This is a genomic window from Paracoccus sp. S4493, from assembly GCF_000967735.1.
In the GTDB taxonomy this organism is placed as follows: domain Bacteria; phylum Pseudomonadota; class Alphaproteobacteria; order Rhodobacterales; family Rhodobacteraceae; genus Paracoccus; species Paracoccus marcusii.
The window spans coordinates 1-422 of record NZ_JXYF01000251.1 but is presented as its reverse complement, the minus strand read 5'-3'; the positions used below and the strand labels follow the sequence as shown (position 1 = coordinate 422).

The 422-nt window shown below is 67.8% G+C and carries 1 pseudogene; it reads left to right on the top strand.

What is annotated here, in order from left to right:
* Positions 1 to 422: pseudogene (locus TW83_RS21275) on the top strand (MFS transporter); the annotation flags it as partial.

Sequence of the window (422 nt, the reverse complement as noted above, 5' to 3'; positions counted from 1 at the left end):
GGTGTCGCTGATGCTGGTCTTTTGCCTGCCCCTGCGCCCCATCCCCCGCCAGAAGGTGATCGAGCCGCTGGACTTTGCCAGCTTCGTGCTGATCGGCGCAGGTTTCGGCGGGCTGATCGTGGCCTTTGTCATGGGGCCGATCTACAACTGGACGGATGTCGCGTGGATCGGCTGGCTGCTGGCCGGCGCGGCGCTGTCGCTGACCTTGGCGGTGGTCGTGGAGCTGAACCGCACCGCCCCCCTGCTGGACATCCGCTGGCTGGCCAGCCCGGCCATCCTGCACCTGACCGGCACGCTGTTCCTGTTCCGGCTGATCCTGTCGGAACAGTCGGCGGGCGCGCCGCGCATGTTCCAGGTGCTGGGTGTCGCGCCCCAGCAGATGACCGTCCTGTTTGCCGTGATCGCCCTGGCCAGCCTGATGG